The sequence below is a fragment of the Azospirillum brasilense genome (assembly GCF_007827815.1).
GTDB lineage: Bacteria > Pseudomonadota > Alphaproteobacteria > Azospirillales > Azospirillaceae > Azospirillum > Azospirillum brasilense_C.
The window spans coordinates 240,929-254,139 of record NZ_VITH01000003.1; the positions used below are offsets into that span (position 1 = coordinate 240,929).

8 protein-coding genes are annotated in these 13,211 nt (G+C 68.7%); 5 read left to right on the forward strand and 3 right to left on the reverse strand.

All coding sequences use genetic code 11. The annotated features are described in order from the left end of the window. Positions 1–18: 18 nt before the first annotated feature. Genes FBZ83_RS07895 through FBZ83_RS07915 form a run of 5 tightly spaced genes read left to right on the forward strand, consistent with a single transcriptional unit; the run spans position 19 to position 7,345 of the window. Complete coding sequence (locus FBZ83_RS07895) at positions 19–2,256, forward strand: NAD-dependent epimerase/dehydratase family protein (RefSeq protein ID WP_145681932.1); 2,238 nt, start codon at positions 19–21, stop codon at positions 2,254–2,256. Beyond that, entirely contained in the window at positions 2,253–3,518 is a 1,266-nt protein-coding gene (locus tag FBZ83_RS07900; RefSeq protein ID WP_145681933.1) for a lipopolysaccharide biosynthesis protein, read from the forward strand. The genes FBZ83_RS07895 and FBZ83_RS07900 overlap by 4 nt, the downstream gene beginning before the upstream one ends. Beyond that, positions 3,505–4,731 (forward strand): glycosyltransferase family 4 protein, encoded by a 1,227-nt coding sequence (locus tag FBZ83_RS07905; protein ID WP_145681934.1) that lies wholly within the window; start codon positions 3,505–3,507, stop codon positions 4,729–4,731. The genes FBZ83_RS07900 and FBZ83_RS07905 overlap by 14 nt, the downstream gene beginning before the upstream one ends. Continuing rightward, positions 4,728–6,083, forward strand: a complete 1,356-nt coding sequence (locus FBZ83_RS07910) for an O-antigen ligase family protein (protein ID WP_145681935.1) — start codon at positions 4,728–4,730, stop codon at positions 6,081–6,083. Before FBZ83_RS07905 ends, FBZ83_RS07910 begins: the two co-directional genes overlap by 4 nt. Then, complete coding sequence (locus FBZ83_RS07915) at positions 6,080–7,345, forward strand: glycosyltransferase family 4 protein (protein ID WP_145681936.1); 1,266 nt, start codon at positions 6,080–6,082, stop codon at positions 7,343–7,345. The genes FBZ83_RS07910 and FBZ83_RS07915 overlap by 4 nt, the downstream gene beginning before the upstream one ends. Before the next feature lie 17 nt (positions 7,346–7,362). On the opposite strand, the gene rffA is transcribed toward FBZ83_RS07915, so the two are convergent. The 3 genes from rffA to FBZ83_RS07935 all read right to left on the reverse strand — a co-directional run bounded on the left by rffA (position 7,363) and on the right by FBZ83_RS07935 (position 13,202). Then, positions 7,363–8,649 (reverse strand): dTDP-4-amino-4,6-dideoxygalactose transaminase, encoded by a 1,287-nt coding sequence (gene rffA, locus FBZ83_RS07920; protein WP_186466003.1) that lies wholly within the window; start codon positions 8,647–8,649, stop codon positions 7,363–7,365. A gap of 424 nt (positions 8,650–9,073) precedes the next feature. Further along, the gene (locus tag FBZ83_RS07930) at positions 9,074–11,887 is read right to left on the reverse strand and encodes a carbohydrate-binding domain-containing protein (RefSeq protein WP_145681938.1); all 2,814 of its coding nucleotides are present in this window, start codon (positions 11,885–11,887) and stop codon (positions 9,074–9,076) included. Between the two features lie 301 nt (positions 11,888–12,188). After that, positions 12,189–13,202 (reverse strand): LysR family transcriptional regulator, encoded by a 1,014-nt coding sequence (locus FBZ83_RS07935; protein ID WP_247888210.1) that lies wholly within the window; start codon positions 13,200–13,202, stop codon positions 12,189–12,191. Positions 13,203–13,211: the final 9 nt, after the last annotated feature.

Genomic DNA, 13,211 nt, shown 5'->3' on the forward strand with positions numbered 1-13,211 from the left:
CCCAAAAGCGAGGATTCCATGACCAACGCCGAGTTCCCGCGGCTCGCCATCATCGGCTGCGGCAGCATCGTGAGCCATCACCTGTTGCCGGCGCTGCTCCGCCTGGGCTGGCGGCCGAGCGTGCTCGTCGATCCGACGCCGGAGCGGCTGGAGGCGGTGCAGGCCCTGCTCGGCCGCAACCGCGCCCCCGTCGCCGTGGCCGACTGGCGGGAGGCGGCGGACCAGTTCGACGCGGCGCTGGTGGCGGCCCCTCCGATGGTCCACGCGCCGGTCGGCCAAAGCCTGCTGGAGGCCGGCAAGCACGTCTTCATGGAAAAGCCCCTGGCCGTCACGCTGGCCGACGCCGAGCGCATGGTGCACACCGCGGAAGCGAGCCAACGGGTGCTCGCGGTCGGTCTGATGCGCCGCTACGTCAACGGTGTGCGCTGGCTGAAGGCGCTGGTGGACTCCGGCCAGCTTGGCCGCATCCTGCGCTTCGAGGCGCGGGAGGGTTTCGTCTACAACTGGGGCATCAGTTCCCCGTCGATGCTGCGCCGCGACGGGGCGGGCGGCGGCGTCCTGCTGGACACCGGGTCGCACACGCTGGACCTGCTGCTGTGGTGGTTCGGGGAGGCGACGGAGGTCGATTACAGCGACGACAGCCACGGCGGGCTGGAATCCGACTGCCGGCTGTCCCTGACCATGGCGTCCGGCGCCACCGGAACGCTGGAGCTGAGCCGCACCCGCGCCCTGCGCAACACCATCCGCGTCTACGGCACCAAGGGCAGCGTCGAGGTCCATCTCTACGAGAACCAGATCGCGTCGGACGTGCCGCAGATCCTCGATTTCGTCCATGACGGCTTCTCCGCCAACCACATCCCGCCGCAGATCTTCGGCGACCTGTTCCAGGCGGAGCTGAGGGACTTCGCCGATGCCATCCGCGACGGCCGCCCGGCCACCGTCGGCGGGCGCGAGGCCCTGCCCTCCACCGCCTTGATCGAGCGCTGCTACGCCAGCCGCAAGCCGCTGATCCTGCCCTGGGTGGACGGAAACGCAGCGGCGTCACCCCGCACCGAAGGCCCCACCGTGGTGGTGACCGGCGCCGCCGGCTTCATCGGCGGGCGGCTGGTCGAGCGGTTGTGCCTGGAGCATGGCGCCAAGGTCCGCTGCATCGTCCGCGACATCGCGCAAGCGGTGCGTCTGGCCCGCTTCCCGGTGGAGATCATCCGCGCCGACCTGCTGGACCGCGAGGCCATCGGCAAGGCGGTGGCCGGCGCCGACTGGGTCTTCCACTGCGCCTACGACGTGCGCTCGCGCCGCCAGAACATCGACGGGATGACCGCGCTGATCGACGCCAGCCTCGCCAACAGGGTGGAGAGTTTCGTCCATCTCAGCACCTTCTCGGTCTACGAACCGCTGCCCGACGGCCCGCTGTCGGAGGAGACGCGCGACGGCGACCGGACCTGGAGCTACGTCCAGAACAAGCTCGACCTTGAAGCCATGGTGCTCGACGCGGCGCACAAGCGCGGCCTGCCGGGGGTGGTGCTCCAGCCCTCCATTGTCTATGGCCCCTTCTGCAAGCCCTGGACGAACGCCCCCGCCGAGATGCTGCTGAGCGGCACCGTGGTGCTGCCGCAGGAGAGCGGCCTGTGCAACGCCGTCTACATCGACGATCTGGTGGACGCGATGATCGCGGCGACCCGCAGCCCGCAAGCCATCGGGGAGCGCTTCGTGATCTCCGGCCCCGACGCCCCGCCCTGGGCCGCCGTCTTCGGGCGCTTTCAGGAGGCGCTGGGCGTGGACAGCCTGCGCTTCCAGCCCGCCGAGGCCATCCGCAAGGAGATGAAGAGTCTGCGGCGCGACATCGCCATGGTGCTTCAGGACCCTAAGAAGATCATTCAGATCATCGTGCGCTGGCGCCCGGCCCGCCGGCTGCTCCAGGGCGGGTTCGACAGCCTGCCGCCGAGGCTGCGCCATCTCGTGATGGTCCATTACTTCCTCAAGAAGAAGGCCAGCCGCAACCAGCTCTGGCTGCCCGACGCGCAGAAGCTGGCGCTCTATCAGGCCAAGGCGCTCATCGACCTGACCAAGGCGCGGCGCCTGCTCGGCTACGCGCCGCGCTTCCCCTTCGAGGACGGCATGGCGCTGACCGCGGACTATCTGCGCTGGGCCTACCGCGACGTGCCGCGCACCGCCCCGGCCGCCAATCGGCCCGCCAACGAGGACCGGCATCCCCTGCCCGCTTCCACCGAGACGACGCGGGTCGGCAACGCATGACAATGATCCCGGCCTCGCTGGTCCGCAGCTTCTGGACCCTTGCCGACCAGGGCGTGGTCAGCCTGGGCATGTTCGCCATCAACATCCAACTCGCTCGGACCTTCCCGTCGGAGGAATACGGGACCTTCGTCTTCTTCCTGTCGGTGCTGCTGGCGCTTCAGGTCGTCAATGTCAGCCTGATCCAGTACCCGCTGTCGGTGGAAGGCGCGGTGCTGGACCGCGCCGAACGCCGGACCCTGGCGGGCCGCGCCGTCCTGATGACCGCCGGCTCGATCCTGCCGCTGTCCGGCATCGTGGCGCTGGTCGGCTATGGGCTGGGCATGCCGGACCTGGTCGGCCCCGCCGTGCTCTACTTCATCGTCTGGCAGGTGCAGGAGATCGGGCGGCGCGGGCTGATGTCCGGGCTGAAGCACGACAAGGCGCTGTGGGGCGACAGCGTCACCTACCTGGGCCAGATCGCCGTGCTGAACCTGATGGCGCTGGGCGGCCACCTGACGCTGGAGCGGGTGTTCATCGCCATGACCGGTCCGGCGCTGGCCGGGGCGGTCGTCCATTTTGCGATCCTGCGCCCGCGCTTCGACGGCCTGTCCGATTTGCCGGCGGTAATCCGCCGCTTCTGGTCGATCGGGCATTGGGCGCTCGCCAACAACCTGTTCCTGATGCTGCGGGTGCAGAGCCTCGTCTGGCTGATGGCGGCGATGGACGGCATGGCGTCAACCGCGGCGTTCCAGGCGGTGGTCAATCTGGTGAACATCGCCAACCCGATCATCATCGGCATGGGCAACCTCGTCCCGCAGATCGCCGCGCGCGGGCGCAGCACCCTGGCGTCCGGCACCGGCGGGCTCCATCCGGACGAGCAGGCGTGGCTGGCGATCCGCGGTTACGTCGTCATCGGGGCGGCGCCGCTGCTGGTCTATTACAGCCTCGGCCTGCTGATCCCCGACCAGATGCTGCACATCGTCTACGGCGCCATGTCGCCCTACGCCGACCAGGAATGGCCGCTGCGCCTGCTCTCCATCGGGGCGCTCAGCGGCTATCTGGCGGAGATGGTCTGCAGCTACTTCTACGGCGTGCAGCGCAGCCAGTTCGCGCTGGTGGTGAACGTCACCGGAACGCTGGCGGTGTTCGCGGTGGTCGGCCCGCTGGCCGCGATGTACGGCGTCGCCGGGGTGTGCATGGCCCTGCTGTTCTCCAGCCTGCTGCGCGTCGGCGCCGCCCACTATTACCTCTCCAAGACGAGGACCGCCCATGTCGCCCGCTGACGGCAGCGCCGCGTTCGCGGTGGAAGAGGCGCCGCTGCGCCCGCTCGACCTCCGGCACGTCGTGATCCAGCCGGCCATCGCCCACCCCTCTTCGGCGAACGGGCTGCACAATGTGGTGCGCAGCCTGATCGCCGAGCAGCGGGCCATGGGCGACGACGCGCGGCTGTGCCTGTTCTCCGACGATCCCGACGCCCTGACCGGCATCCCGGCGGATTGCCCGGCGCAGCGTTTCCCCCTCGGCGGGCCGCGGCTGTCGGGGCGGTCGCTGACCATCGCGGACGCGACTCTCGACCGCCTGCTCGACGGCGCCGGGCCGGACACGGTGGTGCACATCCACGGCGCGGTGAAGCCGCTGTTCGCGGCGCTCGCCCGCGGGCTGCACCGGCGCGGCGTCGCCTATGGCGTGACGCTGCACGGCCAGTGCTCGCACGTCTACGACGTCGCGGGCCGGGTGCGACGCCGCCTGCCCGCCGCGTGGCTGCGCGTCTTTGACGGCCCGGCCTTCGCCCGCGCCCGCTTCGTCCACGCCATCACCGAAGAGGAGGCCGCCATCGTCCGCCGGGTGGCCCCCGGCGCCGCCATCCGCCTTCTGCCCAACACCGCCTGGTCGGCGCGGCGCGGCGGGCTCCCCGCCGCCGTTCCGCGCGCGGCACCGGACGGCGACCGCCTGACCTTCGGCTATTGCGCGCGCTACGAGATCGACCACAAGGGCGTGGACCTGCTGATCGACGGCTTCGCCGCCTACCGCCGCGCCGGCGGACGCGGGGCACTGGAACTGGCGGGGTCCGGCCCCGCCCGCGCCGAACTGGAACGGCGGGCACAGGCCCACGGCCTCGGCACCCACATCCGCATCCACGGCCCGATCTTCGGGGCGGAGAAGGCGGCGATGATGGCCGGCTGGCACCACTTCGTCCTGACCTCGCGCTACGACGTCATGCCGACCGGCTGCCTGGAGGCCGCCCTGTCCGGCCTGCCGCTGATCGTGACGCGGGAGACCGGCCTCGTCCCCTATGTGGAGGGCCACGGCGCCGGTTTCGGCGTGTCGGCCCTGACGGCGGAAGCGGTGGCCGACGCGCTGGCGCGGGCCGAGCGCACCGGCCCTGGCGCGTGGCAGACCATGGCGGCCAACGCCCACCGCATGGTGGTGGCGATCGGCGACTGGGGGCGGATCGCGGCACGGCTGCGCGCCGCCGCCTACGGACGCCCGTCATGAGCGCCGTCCTCGCCTCGCCAAGGCGCAGCGGGACCCGCGCCGCGGACCATTACCTGACCTTCCTGATGGTCGTCCTGCTGGGCTATTCCCTGGCCGGGCGCGGCTTCGCCTACATCGGGGCGCCGCCGCTGTTCATCGGGGAGGTGCTGCTGCTCACCGGTCTGCTGGTCATGCTGCGCATCGGCGGGGTCTTCGCCACGGTCTCCAGCCTGCCGGGGACGCTTCTGGCGATCCTGATCGTCTGGGTGCTGGCGCGCACGCTGCCCTACTTCGGCACCTACAGCTTCGACGCGCTGCGCGACAGCGTGATCGTGATGTACGGGCTGCTCGCCTTCGTCGTCATCGCCCTGCTGTACGACGAGCCGGAGCGGCTGCGCCGCCTCGTGCTGGCCTATGGCGGCTTCGCGGTGTTCTTCGTCACGGTGATGCCGGTCGTCTACCCGCTGTTCCAGCTTCTGAACGCTCAGATCCCCACTTGGCCGCGCTACGGCGTCCCCTTCATCAGCCTGCGCCCCGGCGAGGTCGGCGTGCATTTCGCGGGCGTCGCCCTGTTCGTGTTGCTGGGCTTCCGCCGCCTGAACCCGCTGCATCTGGCGATGCTGGTGTTCGGCATGGCGCTGGTCGCCGCGCACAGCCGCGGCGGGATGCTCGCCATCGTCGTGCCGCTGGCCATCGCGCTGGCCCTGGTGCCGCGCAGCCGGCAGCTCGCCCCGCTGCTGGGCATCGCCGGGGTCACCGTCATCGTGGCGCTGGTGCTGAACCTGGAGATCGAGGTGTCCTCGCGGAAGTTGTCGGTCGACCAGCTCGTCACCAACGTGACGAGCATCCTGGGCACCACCGACACCGCCACGCTCGACGGCACCAAACAGTGGCGCATCATGTGGTGGGACAAGATCATCGGCTACACCGTGCAGGGCGACCATTTCTGGGACGGCAAGGGCTTCGGCATCAATCTGGCGGACGACGACGGGTTCCAGGTGGTCGACGCCGAGGACGGGCAGGTGCTGCGCAGCCCGCACAACGCCCACATGACGATCCTCGCCCGCGCCGGGGTGCCCGGCTTCGCGCTGTGGGCGGCGCTGCTGGGAAGCTGGTCGGTCTTTATGATGCGCGCCTTCCTGCTGGCCCGCCGCAACGGCGACCGCGCCTGGGCGCGGCTGTTCGTCTTCGTCTTCTGCTACTGGCTGTCCATCGTCATCAACGCCTCCTTCGACGTGACGCTGGAGGGGCCGATGCTGGGCATCTGGTTCTGGGTGCTGTTCGGCGTCGGCATCGCCGCCGGCCTGATCTACCGCAACGAACTCGAAAACCGGTCCCCGCTGCCGCATCGATTGAGGGAGGATGGACGATGAGCAAACCGTTCGCCGACGGGTCCGCCAATGCCGGGAAGTCGGTTCTTCTGGTGGCCTTCGCCTGCGAGCCGGACAGCGGGTCGGAATCCGCCAACGGCTGGAACTGGGGCGAGGGGCTGAAGCGCTCTGGCTGCCGCGTGACGGTGGTGACGCAGGGGCGCCTGCGCCCAAAGATCCTGGGCAAGATCGAACGCGGCGAGACCGCCTTCGAACCGGACGACTTCGTGTACATCGACCGCCCCGACACCATGGCGCACCACGACAGCAAGACGCGGTTCCAGCTGTCCTACATCGCGTGGCAATGGCGCTGCCGGGCGGTGGTGAAGGAACTGGTGCGCCAGCGGCCCTTCGACATCATCCACAACGTGACCATCGGCGGCATCCGCTTCCCCGCCTTCTGCGGCGGGCTGGCGCCCCTGTCGGTGATCGGCCCGGTCGGCGGCGGGGAGCGCGCGCCCTGGCCGCTGATCCGCCCGCTGGGCTGGAAGGCCATCGCGACGGAGCTGGTCCGCGACGCCGCCATCGCCATGACGCGCATCGATCCCTTCCTGCGCCTGACCTACCGGCGCTACAACCTGATCTATGTGAAGACCCATGAGAGCCGCCATGTCCTGCCCGCCGGGGACCGCCACAAGGCGCGCCAGCATTTCGGCTGCTCCCTCCCGCCCGAGCGTTTCGTGCCGATGAAGGCTCAAACCGGCGGCGATGCCGGAGCGCCGCTGAAGCTGCGCTTCTCGGGCCGCTTCCTCTACTGGAAGGGTGGCTACTACGCGTTGGCGGCGCTGGCCAGGGCACTCGAGAAGGGGGCGCGGGCACGGCTTCAGATGATCGGCAGCGGTCCGCAGTCGGAGGAGTGGAAGACTCTCGCCGACCGGCTGGGCATCGCCGAACATGTCGATTTCGTCGAATGGCTGTCGCAGCCCGACTATATGGAGGTGCTGCGAAGCTCCGACGCGCTGCTGTTCCCCAGCCTGCACGACTCCGCCGCCAACGTCATCATGGAGGCGCTGGCCAACGCGCAGCCGGTGATCTGCCTCGATCTCGGCGGTTCGGGAATCATGATCGATTCCTCCTGCGGCTTCGCCGTTCCCTGCCGCGGGCGCGCGGCGGCGGAGGTGATCGACGGGCTGGCCGACGCCATCGTGACCTTGGACCGGGACCGCCCGCGCCTGCGCGCCATGAGCCGGGCCGCCCACGCCCGCGCCCAGGATTTCGCGAGCTGCCGCATCACCCCCGACCTCTACACGCCGGCGACGGCGTGAGAGCCGTCTGGAGACGGTCAGGCCGGTGGCGCCTCATGTGGCGTTTCGGGTGGCGTTGCGGGCGGCGCCTGGAAAACCTCGCCGGACGCGCTTCGCACCCGAGCCAGATGACGCGCCAACGCCCTTGACGCGGCATGGCCTGTCGTTGCCGCCGCCCTCGCCTCGGCCGTGCGGAAAAACTCCTGCACGGCCTCGACCACCTGCCCGGCTCCGGCACCCAGCCCGTACCACATCGGAAGACGCAGCAGCCTTGCGGAGAGATCGGTCGTCACGGACAACGCCCCCATGGCGCGCGCGTAACGCCGGCCGGCCGGCGCGCTGTGCAGCGGCACGTAATGGAACGGCGCCTGGATTCCCTTGGTCCGGAGATGGGCGATCAGCGCATCGCGCTCACCGGCCGTGCGCGCCAGGACGTAATACAGATGGGCGTTGTGCCGACACTCGGCCGGGATCAGCGGACGGCGCAACAGGCCGCGGTCCTCCAACGGGGCCAAGGCCTCGTGATAGGCGTTCCACAGGGCATGGCGCTCCGCGTCCAGCCGCTCGGCGTTCTCGAATTGCGCGAGAAGAAACGCCGCCAGCAGGTCGGAGGGAAGATAGGACGAGCCGACGTCCACCCAGGTGTATTTGTTGACCTCGCCACGGAGGAAGCGGGAGCGGTTCGTGCCCTTCTCGCGGATGATTTCGGCGCGGGTGATCAGATCCGGATCGTTGACGACCAGGGCGCCGCCCTCGCCGGAGATCAGGTTCTTGGTTTCGTGGAAGGAGAAGGCCGACAAGGCGCCGAAGGTGCCGAGCGGACGGCCGCGGTAGGCGGCCATCAGCGCCTGGGCGGCGTCCTCGATCACCGCCAGACCATGCCGGGCGGCGATGGCGCCGATCACGTCCATGTCGCAGGCGACGCCGGCGTAATGCACCACGCAGATGGCGCGGGTGCGGGGCGTGATCGCCGCCTCGATCAGGCGCTCGTCGATGTTCAGCGTGTCCGGCCGAATGTCCACGAAGACAGGCACCGCTCCGCGCAGCACGAAGGCGTTCGCGGTGGACACGAAGGTGAAGGAGGGCATGATGACCTCATCCCCCGGACCGACGTCGGTCAGAAGGGCGGCCATCTCCAGCGCCGCCGTGCAGGAATGGGTCAGCAAGGCCTGCGGCGCGCCGAGCCGCCGCTCCAGCCACGCGTGGCAGCGCTTGGTGAACGCCCCGTCTCCGGAAAGGTGCGCCCGCTCCAGGGATTGGCGGATGTATTCCAATTCGTTGCCGGCCAACGTGGGGCGGTTGAAGCCAATCCTCATGTCGCTCATCAGCATCACCTCGCGCTCGGGCCCGCCGGTGCACGCCCTGAGTCGAGGAGCGAGCGCGGCGGAAGGGGCGCGGCTGAGCGCCCTTTACCGCTCGCCCGCGCAAGGGCCCAGCGATCCGTGTTTCCTGGATGGCTTGTTGACAGCGTTCCTATGTGTCGGTCGAGATTGCCCGCCGCGCGCCGTCTTGACGCGATTGCGCCAACCGCGGCGGGCCAACGACACACAATCGAACCGGGAAAATCCGTCTATCGAGCCGATGATATCAAAGCGGCCTTTCCAGGACACGTAGCTAGATTGAATGATGGTGATGCGCTCACCCAACCGAGACTCAATCGGGACGATGCGTAATACCAACGGCGGGTGAACGGCCCCAAGGAGGGGCGGTCCATGGTCGGCTGGACCGCCCCTCGCCGTTGCGGTCGCGTCAGGCCGCGTGGCTCAGCAGCGACGGGTCGATGTGGTCGAACAGCGGGTCATAGCCGGCCTCGACCGGCAGGGCCCCGTGCAGGCTGTTTGCCGCCGCGACCGCGTCGGCCACGACCGCCGGAGCGGCCGCCGCCTGCTGGGCCGCGACGTGGCTCCACACGCTGTCCGTCCCGGCGTCGAGCGCCAGCGCCGTGGCCTCGCCGACCGGGGTGGCCGAGGGGAAGAAGCTCTTGTCGGCGTCCACCACCAGCGTTCCGTTCCACCACAGGCCGGCCTGGCCCTTGACCACGTCCTTGCCGTCCAGCGCCCCCTTGTCGTAGGTGACGTTGCCGTCGGTGGGCAGGACGGACTTGCCGTTGATGGTGACCGTGTTGACGAACAGGCTGCGGTCCTGCCCGTTGACCACGGCGTCGTTGTCGTACTGGATCTGCACCTTGTGCGCCTGATCGGCGCTCAGGCTGGTGGTGAAGCTGTAGTCCTTCGCCGTGGTGCCGGCCATGCCCTCGCCGACCTTCTGGCCGTCGACCAGCAGGTTGAAATGGGCGTTCACCCCGCCGGCCGCGGCGCCGGAGGCGTTGACGGTGATCGTCGTCGTGCTGGGACCGCTCTGCGGCAGCGAGCCGCCGGCGGGGAATTCCTTGGCCGGGGCGTCGACCACCAGCGTGCCGCCCCACCACATCGACGACTGGCCCTTGACCACGTCCTTGCCGTCCAAGGCCCCCTTATCGTAGCTGACGACGCTGTCGGTCGGGTTGTGGGCGGTGCCGTTGATGGTGATCTTGTTGACGAACAGGTTGCGGTCCTGCCCGTTCACGAAGCCGTCGTTGTCGTACTGGATCTGCACCTTGTGCGGCTGCCCGGCGGTCAGGCTGGTGGTGAAGCTGTAGTCCTTCGCCGCCGTGCCGACCGTGGCGTCGCCGATGGCCTTGCCGTCCACCAGCACCTTGAAATGCGCGTTCACCCCGCCCGCGGCGGCGCCGGAGGCGTTGACCTTGATCGTCGTGACGCTGGCCGTCGGCGTGGTCGGGACGGTCGGCGTGGTCGTCGTCGTGTCCACCGCGAAGCCGGCGGACGCCCCCGCCTTGCCCGCGTTGCCGGCAAGGTCGGTGTAGCTTCCGGCCTTCACCGCCACGTTGGCGTCGGTGATCTTCGTGTTGGTCGAGGGCGTGAAGACGGCGGTGTAGGTGGAGGCGTCCACCGTCTTGACGCCGCTCAGCGTGCCGCCCTTCACCGTGGTGTCGGCCAGCGCGAAGTCCTTCACCGCCTCGCTGAAGGCGAAGGTGACGAGGGGCGCCTCGCCCTTGGTCACGCTGCTGTCGGCGATGCTCACCTTGACGGTGGGCGGCGTGGTGTCCGTGGGCGTCGGGGCCGGCGGCGCGGTGGGCGTGACCGTCGTCCAGCCGGCGGTCGAGGGGTAGGCCTGGGACAGAGTCGAATGCTCGTCCTGCGTGGTCGCGTTCATGTAGGCGGACCAGCTGTCGCCCTCCGGAAAGTCGCCCCAGCGCCAGCGGTCGCCGTCCGGCATGTAGTAGGTGTTGTTGTCCCACACGTTGCCGCCGTTCAGCATGCCGGCCTCGTTGTAATCGGCGACGCCGCCCGACTGGCCGTTGCCGTCCTTCGAGACGATGATGTTGTCGTGGATCTTGTTGTTGGTCGTTTTCCAGGTCCCGAACTCGCCGGCGCCGCGGTCCTGCTGGATCATCACGATGCTGTTGGCGCCCTTGACTCCGGTGATGTCGATCTTGTTGCCGTAGGCCTCGACGTTCTGCGAGTTCTGGATCTGGATCGACCCGCCCCACAGCCAGCCCTCGGCCTGCGGCTTGGCGCCGTTGCCGACCATCACGTTGTTGCGGATGATCGCGTCGTAGCTGATCTCGTGGGTGATGCCGCCGCCGCTGTTGTTCACGAGGACGTTGTTCTCGTACAGCGTCCCGACATTGTCGATGTCGGTCCACAGGCCGAAGCCGGTGTTGTCGTGGGAGTAGTTGCCGCGGACCACCAGATCGGTGGTGTAGGCGAACTTGGTGCCGCCGCCCTCCCAGAACACGTCGATGCCCGACCAGGCGCCGTTGCGCGCGATCTCGTTGCCTTCGACCAGGATCTTGGCGCCCGAACCGCCCAGCCCCATCTCGCCGTTGTCATGGACGTAGTTGCCGATGAACTTGCTGCCGTCCTGCGCCGTGGCGCCGACCGCGTAGTTCAGCCGCAGCTCGTTGTTCTGGATGGTCCAGTTGACGTCGCCCTGGATGGCGCCTTCCTGCGCCGGCGGGGTGTATTTCTCGATGACGAGGTTCTTGACCGTCACGCCGTCCGCGGAGCCGCCGAAGGCGTGGGCGGTCGTCCCGGCCTCCACCTTGTGCCCCGCCGGGTTGTCGCCCAGGTAGATCCGGTCGGCGTTGTAGTCGAAGTAGAAGGTTCCCGCCTTCAGCTTCGACAGCGCGTCCACCGGCGTCAGCGGCTTGTCGTCGACATAGACGGTCTCCGGAAAGCCGGCGCGCATCGCGCCGGGCGTCGCCTCGTCCGTCGCGCGACGCTCGCCCTGCTGCGTCTGCCCGCCGACCATCCAGCGCCCGGCGCTGTCCTGGGTGAAGCCGGTCAGCAGCTTCGACCCGTTCAGCACGGCGCCCTCGGCCCCGATGAAGGTCTGGTTGTCCTTGGGGGTGATCGACTGGAGACGGTACTCGCCCGGCTGCAACCAGAAGGTCGCGCCAGCGGGAGCGCCATTGACGATGGACTGGATGTTGGCCCCGGGTGCTATGACGATCGCACCAGCGGGGGCCGTCAGCGTCTTCGGTCCGTACAGGTTGGCCATGTGTCAATTCTCTCTTACGATGTTGTCTTCTGGTATGAGTTCGTCGGCGTTTTCGCCTTTAGGCATAGACCACTACTACCAATTTGGATGAATCGCCCGGCGGGGCATTTTTGTGAGATTCCCGGCTTCCTTTGCGAAGACTCCGGGAAGTCCCTGTTTTTCAAAAAGGAATCTTCCGATTATCAAAAAGGCGGAAAAGAGAATGGGAATTTTTGCTTGCGGCCTCTTGCGCGCGCGCAAGCGCCGCGTCATCCGCTGGATGACGACGCAATTTCTGGAGGGAATCAGAAACGCGGAAGGATCAGTCGGTGCCGAACTGGCGGTCGATCCACTCGCTCACCGCCACCGGATCGAAACGCAGGTCGAGCGGGATGCCGGCGATGGCGGCGCGGCAATGCTCGATGAAGGCGCGCTCCGCCCGATTCATCTTCGAGGCGGGATTCCACAGCAGATGGATGTCCACCGGCGCCACCCCCTCCTCCGGCGGCAGCGGCCAGAGCAGGCCGTCGCGCACGTCGCGCTCCGCCACATGGCGCGGCAGCGGCCCGATCCCCAGCCCCACCGAGATCATCCGCCGCACCTCGTCCAGATTGACCGAGGCGCCGACGATCCGGCTCTCGATCCCCTCCTGGGCGCGGAAGACGGCCAGCGGCGACAGCACCCCGCCGATCTGGTCGGAGGTGAAGGAGACGAACCCCTCGCTGCGCAGGTCGCTCAACGTCAGGCCGGTGCGGCCGAACAGATGGTGCCGCGGCCCGCAATAGAGACGGTAGATCTGGCGTGCGAACAGAGCGTGCTCGACCAACGGCGGCGGCTCCCGCATCAGGCAGAGGCCGAGCGAGCCGGTCTTCTGCTGGATCGCCATGTGGACGTCGGCGCTCGCCATCACGTCCAGCCGGAAGGTCACCTGCGGATGGGTGGCGTGGAAGCGCTCCAGAATGGCGTCGAACAGCAGCGACTGGATCCGGCTGGCCAGCAGGATTCGGATGTGGCCGGAAATCTCCTCGCGGATGTCGCGCATCAGAACGGCGAAGCGGGAGATGTTGCCGTAGATCTCCAGCACCTCGGCGTAGATGATCTCGCCCGCCTCGGTCACCCGGAAGCGGCCCTGCCCGCGTTCGATCAGGCTGCGGCCGATCTGGTCCTCCAGCCGCTTCAGGGCCTGGGACACCGCCGGCTGGGTCAGCCCCAGGCGCTGCGCCGCACGGGTCAGCCCCTGCTCCTGCACGATCACCATGAAGGTGCGCAGCAGGTTCCAGTCGAGCTGGTGGCCGAGCCGCTCCAGATCGCGCGCCGTCATCGGGGGAAAACCCATCGCCATAAA

Coding starts and splice junctions, on each gene's coding strand:
- FBZ83_RS07895 (WP_145681932.1), top strand. CDS start 19: ATGACCAACGCCGAGTTCCCGCGGCTCGCCATCATCGGCTGCGGCAGC.
- FBZ83_RS07900 (WP_145681933.1), top strand. CDS start 2,253: ATGACAATGATCCCGGCCTCGCTGGTCCGCAGCTTCTGGACCCTTGCC.
- FBZ83_RS07905 (WP_145681934.1), top strand. CDS start 3,505: ATGTCGCCCGCTGACGGCAGCGCCGCGTTCGCGGTGGAAGAGGCGCCG.
- FBZ83_RS07910 (WP_145681935.1), top strand. CDS start 4,728: ATGAGCGCCGTCCTCGCCTCGCCAAGGCGCAGCGGGACCCGCGCCGCG.
- FBZ83_RS07915 (WP_145681936.1), top strand. CDS start 6,080: ATGAGCAAACCGTTCGCCGACGGGTCCGCCAATGCCGGGAAGTCGGTT.
- rffA (WP_186466003.1), bottom strand. CDS start 8,649: ATGAGCGACATGAGGATTGGCTTCAACCGCCCCACGTTGGCCGGCAAC.
- FBZ83_RS07930 (WP_145681938.1), bottom strand. CDS start 11,887: ATGGCCAACCTGTACGGACCGAAGACGCTGACGGCCCCCGCTGGTGCG.
- FBZ83_RS07935 (WP_247888210.1), bottom strand. CDS start 13,202: ATGGGTTTTCCCCCGATGACGGCGCGCGATCTGGAGCGGCTCGGCCAC.